The 6783-nt window shown below is 59.4% G+C and carries 6 protein-coding genes and 1 pseudogene; 5 read left to right on the top strand and 2 right to left on the bottom strand.

What is annotated here, in order from left to right:
- From FS320_RS35200 to FS320_RS49965, 3 genes and pseudogenes are all read left to right on the top strand, one after another.
- Positions 1–142 (top strand): annotated as a pseudogene (locus tag FS320_RS35200) (ATP-binding protein); the annotation flags it as partial.
- Positions 143–567: 425 nt separating this feature from the next.
- Complete coding sequence (locus FS320_RS35195) at positions 568–2535, top strand: adenylate/guanylate cyclase domain-containing protein (protein ID WP_152717013.1); 1968 nt, start codon at positions 568–570, stop codon at positions 2533–2535.
- A gap of 4 nt (positions 2536–2539) precedes the next feature.
- Complete coding sequence (locus tag FS320_RS49965) at positions 2540–2674, top strand: hypothetical protein (protein ID WP_274597265.1); 135 nt, start codon at positions 2540–2542, stop codon at positions 2672–2674.
- 14 nt (positions 2675–2688) lie between these two features.
- Here the strand turns inward: FS320_RS49965 and FS320_RS45490 are convergent, their stop codons facing one another.
- Together FS320_RS45490 and FS320_RS35190 are read right to left on the bottom strand one after the other, a co-directional pair.
- Positions 2689–2844, bottom strand: coding sequence for a hypothetical protein (locus FS320_RS45490; RefSeq protein WP_153885371.1), 156 nt, complete (start codon positions 2842–2844; stop codon positions 2689–2691).
- 186 nt (positions 2845–3030) lie between these two features.
- Positions 3031–3717, bottom strand: a complete 687-nt coding sequence (locus tag FS320_RS35190; protein WP_152717012.1) for a deazapurine DNA modification protein DpdA family protein — start codon at positions 3715–3717, stop codon at positions 3031–3033.
- 185 nt (positions 3718–3902) lie between these two features.
- Here FS320_RS35190 and FS320_RS35185 point away from each other — a divergent pair, with 185 nt between their 5' ends.
- Complete coding sequence (locus FS320_RS35185; protein WP_152717011.1) at positions 3903–5348, top strand: tyrosine-type recombinase/integrase; 1446 nt, start codon at positions 3903–3905, stop codon at positions 5346–5348.
- A gap of 1034 nt (positions 5349–6382) precedes the next feature.
- The gene (locus tag FS320_RS35180; RefSeq protein ID WP_244627594.1) at positions 6383–6670 is read left to right on the top strand and encodes a helix-turn-helix domain-containing protein; all 288 of its coding nucleotides are present in this window, start codon (positions 6383–6385) and stop codon (positions 6668–6670) included.
- Positions 6671–6783 lie beyond the last annotated feature (113 nt).

The raw sequence follows: 6783 nt of genomic DNA, 5'->3' as shown, positions 1-6783 counted from the left end.
GAACAAGAGCATCCGGGAGTGGACCGAGCTGCTGGCCGGCGACGAGGTGCTGGCCACGGCCATCCTCGACCGCCTGCTGCACCGAGCGCATGTTCTCAACATCAAGGGGCGCAGCTATCGCCTGCGGGATCTGGAGGAGGCTCTCCAGCGGGCTCACGCTTGAGCCGTCGTAAAACTGGATGTCGCCTTATCTCGTAAATCTCGGTGTCGCTTGACATCTGTAGGGCTTCGATCTGCTTCAGGTACCATTCGGTGATGATCTGGACGAGGAAGCGGTTGGTCTTGCTGATTCCCGCGCTTTGGTGCCATAGGCTTGCGAGTCCACGTTGGCGACGCGGGATGCTGGCGGAGCTCGGCCGCTCCGATCCCTTTGAGCCCAAACAGGTGAAGCCGGATATTGGTCCCACGCAACCGGCTGTCAAAGCGTACTGAAGATGATGGTGACAGGCGGTGCGCTTCTGCACGCCTCGAGCAGTTCCAACCGATATCCTATTTCCAGGGTAGCGCAGGCGAGGCTTCCGAGCTGGTGCTAGCCTTGGGGCGTAAGGGTCGTTATATGGACTTCCAATGGCGAGCACTCGTATCGAGCGAAGACTGGCCGCTATCATGGCGGCCGACGTGGTGGGCTATTCACGCCTCGTCGAGCAGGACGAGGAAGGTACGCTTTTAGCCTTTAGGGACATCCGCGGCAGTGTGATCTCCCCTCTTCTGACAGAGCATCGCGGCCGGATCGTCAAGTTGATGGGTGACGGCGTGCTGGCGGAGTTCGGCTCCGTCGTCGACGCGGTCGCCTGCGCCATTGCCATTCAGGAAAGGACGGCCACCTCGCAAGAGTTGGTCCCGCCGGAGCGCCGGATCGTGTTCCGGATCGGGATCAACCTCGGCGACGTGGTGGTCGATGGCGAGGACCTGCTTGGCGACGGGGTGAACATCGCCGCGCGTCTGGAGCAGCTCTGCACGCCCGGCGGGGTGATGGTCTCGGGAACCGCCTACGATCACCTGAAGGGCAAGCTCAATGTGCCCTTCGACTTTACCGGACAGAAGCGCGTCAAGAACATCTCTCGGCCCGTCCGCACCTATGCCCTGAGAATGGCGGGAAACAAGCAGGGCTGGCGGTGGCGCACCCAGATCATCCGCCATTGGCCCCTCGTTGCCCCTCTTGCGGTGATCCTGCTCCTCATGGGGTCTGGTTTCTGGTGGTGGTCTCAAGGGACCAAGCCCACGATCCGCGAGCCTACCGTCGCCGAGACTGCCATCAGCATTCCCATTATCGGCAAGCCCTCGATCGCCGTGCTGCCGTTCGACAATCTCGGCGGCGACGATGCGTCGAGGCGCTTGGCGGCCGGGATGACCGAAGACATCATCACGGACCTTTCCCGCTACCGTGACCTGGATGTCATGGCGCGCAACGCCACCGCGGCCTACGCCGGCAAGCCGGTCGACATCCGGGCGGTCGGCAAGGCGCTGGATGTCGGCTACGTGCTGGAAGGCTCGGTCCAGCGGAGCGGCGAGCAGGTCCGCGTGACGGCGCAGTTGATCGAGGCCGATCGCGGCACGCACCTGTGGTCCGAACGCTGGGACAGGCCTGCCACGGACGTCTTTGCGGTGCAGGCCGAAGTCGCCGAGCAGGTGGCCACCCGGCTGGCCGCCTCAGGTGGGGCAATCCTGGAAGCGGAGCGGGTGGCAGGCCGACGCGCGCGACCGGAGGACCTGGAAGCCTACGACCTCTATCGGATGGGCCAGGAGGCAATGGGTCACCTCACCAAGGAAAGCATTGAGGAGGCGATCCGCTGGCTCGAGCAGGCGGTGGACCAGGATCCGAGACTCGCCCGCGCCTGGGTCGCGTTGGCCGCCGCCCACGACCTGACGATGCATTATGGCGCGGATGCCGACACCGCGCGGGCGGCCGCGATGCAGGCGATCCGGCGCGGCGTCGAACTCGATCCCCAGGACGAAGCCGCCCATGCAACACTTGGCCATATCCTCGGAATGGCGGGCGACCTGCCGCGGGCGAAAGCCGAGTTCGAGACGGCATTGCGGCTGAACCCGAGCGACGTCGGCATCCTCACGAGCTATGCCGGGTGGGCGAGCAAATTCGGTGAGCCCGAGCGCGGCGCACAGGCAGCGGATCGGGCCATCCGCCTCAACCCGAACTACTCAGCCTCGGCTGCGGGGTACTACAAGCTGGCCTACATGATGGCTGGCCGCTACGAGGACGCCCTGCGTCTCGTGGAGCATGAGGATCCGCTGACCCGAACACGCGGCGGTTGGGTGCAGGCGGCCGTGACCTATGCGGCGCTTGGCCGCCAGGGAGAAGCGAGGGCAACGGTCCTCGAAGCGCTCAATCGTTATCCCGACCTGACGACCGAGAGCTTTGCCCTGAACAGCCCCGGCTACACTGATACCGAGCGGCAGCGGCTGGTCGAAGGGATGCAATCCGCCGGCTTCCCGCCTTGTATCAAGCCTGAGCAGTTGCAGGCTATGACGGCGCGAGTTCACCGCCTGCCGGAATGCCAGACGGTGTCCCCGCAGTAGCGATGTGATTTGGCCTGGATCGCGCATTCGCGAGAATGGCGACGAGGCGTTGGTGACGGGTTTCGAGACGGCCGTGGCTGCCGCCTGCTACCGGATCGCGAAGGTGGTGATCCGCAAGAGGGGAGCGAACGCCCCATAAGGGAGTTAGGTCCGTCATGGACTCGGACCACGGATCGGACGGGGCCTGAGCGAGGTGTTGGCGTACATGTCGCCGAGGGTGCAGCGCAGGCCGAAGCCCGGCAGGACGATCTCGTCACCCATGTCCATGAGGGCCGAGACCGTCCAACCTTCGCTGGTCCTCTTCCTCAAGGTTACCTCTGGGCGCGCCTGTTCGATCACGAGGACGGCTTCGCAATGGGGGTGCGCCTTGTAGAGCCGGACCCTGGCATCGATCCAACGCCCCCCGTCTCGACAATCCGGTCGTCGTCGGTGCTGGAGACCACCTCTGCCAGCAGGTAGGCCTGGTCGATGACGCGGCGCCGCCAATCGAAGCTGTCAGGCAGCCAAAGCCCGTTCTGGACGGGAAGAGGTCTCGGCCTCGTCGTCCTCGCAGGTGAAGGCGAGCACGCTTTCATCATGAAGCTGCTGCCAATCGATCTCGCCTGCCTCGAGGAGCTCGCGCATCTGTTCACGGGCCCGATGAAGCCGTGCCTCAAAGGGGCTCAGTGGAGGCGACATTCTCAGGTCGAGGAGTGCCGGCGGATGGCGGTTCTCGCCGGCCGAAGCCTGAAGGGCCTCTACCTGCTTCAGGTACCATTCGGTCATGATCTGGGCGAGGAACTGGTTGGTCTTGCTCATCCCGGCTTCCCGCGCCTCAACCCGGGCCTTTGTCCCGTAGGCCTGGGAGTCCACTGTTGCCACGCGGGGATGCTGGCGGAGCTCGGCAGCCCCTACCCCTTTGAGGCCGAAGAGGTGAAGCCGGATGGATGTTCCGCGCAGTTCGCGGTCGAGGGTCTCAATGACCTGCAGAATGCCCTGTGGGCCGTGGAGGTGCCTCCGGCACATGGAGCCGACACCGACGATCGGAAATCCGGAGAGGTCAGGCATGCGCTCGAGGCAGCGGACATAGTCCTCAGGCATCCAGCCCTGCAATACCGGCATCAACCGATCGAGGATTCCTCGCTCTCTGGCGCCGCGGATGCAGGCCCGATTGAGGTCCACGGTACCGGAAATCCGGTCCATGACCAGATCGCGGTTCCGGGCAATCTCCGGCTCGACGCAGAGGTCTTATACAGGTGCTGAGACAAATTTCAGCTAATGCAGCCGCAATCGCCGGGGAAACTCTCCCAGTTCAATTAACCTTCTGGTATGCAGTTACCCTGTAGCCTAACAAGAAGATCCAGCAAGCTGTCGGATGAGCCAGAGTGATGGACCTATATTTTTTTGACTGGCACGCTGCAACCGCTCCAATCTTTCTGGATGGCATTGAGCTAGTTCCAGGTTTCAGCGAATACCTGCGATCAGCACAACCACATCTCAAGCCGTCACTGCCGTTCCACGAGTCCGGAATGCCAATAGCCGTTGCTCGTGATCAGAACGGTGTCAGCAGCGAGACAGCGATCAACTGCTTCCTAAGATACCTCCGAAGTGACGGAGTTAGCCTTAAGACCGTCGCTGACTACGGCAGGGACCTTGTCGTGTTCGCCCGGTTTATGGACCAAATGGAGAAAGGTTTGCTGGAAGCTACAACCGAGGACATCAAGTTATATCGCAGTGTACGTCGAGACGGAGATCTTAACCATCGCCTGCAGGCAACTTCCTGGCAACGCTCTAGAACCTCAATGTCAAGGTTCTACGATTGGGCACTCGACAACAAACATATTTCGTTACGCCCGAGCACGAACTTTCGCCGGGATCGTTTGTCACACAAGGGCGACATCAAGATGATCTCGCTAGAATGTTACTTGATGTTCCGAAATGTTGGGCTGCTGGGAACGCTTCCTAACGGTACTCGAGATCACAATTTTAGGAATCGAACGCCATTGCGCGACGCAGCTTTTGCGGAACTCCTGGTAACAACTGGCCTACGTCTTGAGGAAGCGAGTAGTCTACTTAAACTGGAACTTCCAGACTCGAGTTCCCATGCGTTTGCCAACCGACGGATATCAGAGACTGTCATCCCCTCACCTATCACCAAGGGGAGAAGGACCCGTGCTGTGCCGTTCCCAAGGCGTGTCGCGCTACAATTTATCGAGCCGTACATCCGAGAGGAGAGAAGCATTGCCGTTGCTCGTTGGCGCGCTGGCTCCGGAGCACGACAAGCCAACTCGGAAGCGCTGATTGGCTGCCTTGCGGATGGTGATCGTATTCACCTCTACAACCAACATCTTACTATTCCTGCTTCTAAGCTGAGCATCAGCGAGCGAAAGCGTCTTATCCTTGTACCAGACAAACATTCTCCACTCGAGGATGGTGAACCAGCCCTCCTATGGCTGCAGCAAGACGGAACTCCGATGGCGCCTACAGCGTGGCAGTCGGTGTTCAATCGCGCTGAAGCCCGCTGCAAAAAACACGATCTTCGGATGGAAGTAGGGCCTCACACTCTTTGCCACACATTTGCAGTATATTGGCTTAGCCACCTTATTAAGGCGGAGGTTGGCCAATTAGAGCCCTTTGCTAAGTTGAAGCGTGACGACCGCCAGCGCGATTTATATTTGCGTCTCGTTGGCGACCCTCTGAGGCAAATCCAAAAGTGGCTGGGCCATTCATCCAGCACCACAACAGAGCGTTATCTTTTGTATATAGACGAAGTCAAAGAAAGGATCGAAATCGCCGCGGAGTTCTTTGACAATCTCCTTTCTCAGAAAAGCTAGCATTGCGATGGTCAAAAGAGTGACATTCACCGCTGGGGATGTCACCCCAGCTCAAGGTCAGAGCTACCCACTGCTCTCATACACCCACAAAGATCGACGAGGTCGGGAATGGACATGGGTTTTCGCGAACACAGGCGTAGGTGCTATTGCGCGGGATCTGGCTACCTACTTCGGACCACTCGCCGCTGACCACTTTGCGGGCGTCACCACGGATACTGTGCAGCAATGTGACCAAATTTGGAGAAAGTTCTGTCGGCACCTCGAAGCGAACCACCTCGACGAACAAATTCGAGGTCTGATTTCAATCAGACCCGAAGACCTAGATACATTTGACCTGCCCGGAAAATACAATGAGATCTCATTTATTGTAAATGTGCTGCGAAAGATCAGAGAATCAAACAGCAATTTACTAGGTAAAGACACATGCACTCGCCTGAATTTTAAAAGCCACCATAAGGCAAAAATGCATGTTCCTCGGGAACCTCTTTCCGAGTTCGTCAACAATGAGCTTGTTGCCGCCTGTGACAAAAGAGTGGCTGAAATTAGAGATCGCGTGCTCACGGGCCAAGAGTACTACCAGCAACTTCTGAACAGGCCCGAGCGCACAAAAGCGGAAGAAATTTTCACACGGATCGCCCAAGGGCATAGATTCTCACCATCTCGTCGAAAGCCCCTTAAGCAAAGCGACGTGCCATACTCAACATGGGATGAGCTTACGGCCAGTGTTGCCCTTACCACGGAGGATACTGCTGCGTTCATATTCGCGCTAGGCCTTCGCGTTGAAATGCCTATTGAATGCATCCGCGATCTGCGGCGTGATTGTCTGAAGAATGATGCGCGGGGTTTTGTAGACATTGAGTATGTGAAAGGCCGTGGCGGCAAAGATGCAGTCCAAAAAACTGAGAGAGTGAGAGACGGAGGACTGAGAACTCCGGGCGGCATCATTCGCCTCGCACTAGCATTATTGATCCGGCTTGGGTACTCTAGAAATCTGCGGCCGAGCGATCCAGTTTGGCGGGATGAAACATGTCGACATGCGCAAGCTGCCAGCAGCCGCGCAAGAGGAGCGTCGGCGACAGGTCGTCGGCCTGCGCAACAGCGGCCTGACCTATGATGCCATTGCCGCGCAGGTGGGCCTGACCCGGACAGGCGTATTCGATATCTGCCGCCGCTTCGCCGAGCAGGGACTGGCCGGATTGGCCAGCGGACCGCGGGGCCCGGCCCCTGGCACAGGACGGTTTCTCCAGGCCGAGCAGGAAGTCCAGATCCGCGCTCTGATCAGCCGGCACACGCCCGACGAACTGGGCCTGACCTGCCGCTGAAATTTTCCTCCACGTTGAGTTAGAGTCCGGCCCCTCACAAGGACGGACAATGAAGCGTTCACGGTTCACGGAAGAGCAGATTATTGGAATTTTGCGGGAGCAGGACGCGGGGG

The organism is Microvirga tunisiensis (genome assembly GCF_009296175.1).
GTDB lineage: Bacteria > Pseudomonadota > Alphaproteobacteria > Rhizobiales > Beijerinckiaceae > Microvirga > Microvirga tunisiensis.
This window is presented reverse-complemented; position numbering and strand designations above follow the sequence as displayed.